Annotated in this window: 1 protein-coding gene; it reads right to left on the bottom strand. The window is 55.9% G+C overall.

Annotated elements, in window-relative coordinates; genetic code table 11:
* A partial coding sequence (locus SxD43FB_RS24120; protein WP_141249670.1) for an L-threonylcarbamoyladenylate synthase occupies positions 1–337 on the bottom strand: 337 nt, incomplete at its 3' end.
* Positions 338–415 lie beyond the last annotated feature (78 nt).

The raw sequence follows: 415 nt of genomic DNA, 5'->3' as shown, positions 1-415 counted from the left end.
CCCGCAACGCCACCGTGTCATGCACACCGGTAATCCACTCGGGCAACAAATCCTGATGGGGCACCAGCCACGTATTGGGACCCGGCCAGGTACTGGCCATGCGGTCCATCCACACATCCGGGAAATCTTCGAAGAGAAAATCAAACTGCCGGATATTGTCGGCAATCAGGATCAGGCCTTTATCCACAGACCGGCCCTTGATCATCAACAGACGATAGACCGCTTCTTCATCCCACGGATCGCAACCCAGGCCCCAGACCGCTTCGGTTGGATAGGCAATTACTGCCCCTGCGCGAACGGCTTGTGCGGCTTGTTGCACGCGCCAACTGTTGACCATGAAAAACTCTCCGGAATAAGGCTCTGCGCAGTTTACCGATCTTCCTTATAAAACCTAGCTCACCCGCGCAAACCAGCG

The sequence above is a fragment of the Sphingobium sp. D43FB genome, from assembly GCF_002312805.1.
Classification (GTDB): domain Bacteria; phylum Pseudomonadota; class Alphaproteobacteria; order Sphingomonadales; family Sphingomonadaceae; genus Sphingobium.
The sequence above is the reverse complement of the archived record's forward strand: the minus strand, read 5'-3'. Positions and strand labels throughout refer to the sequence as shown.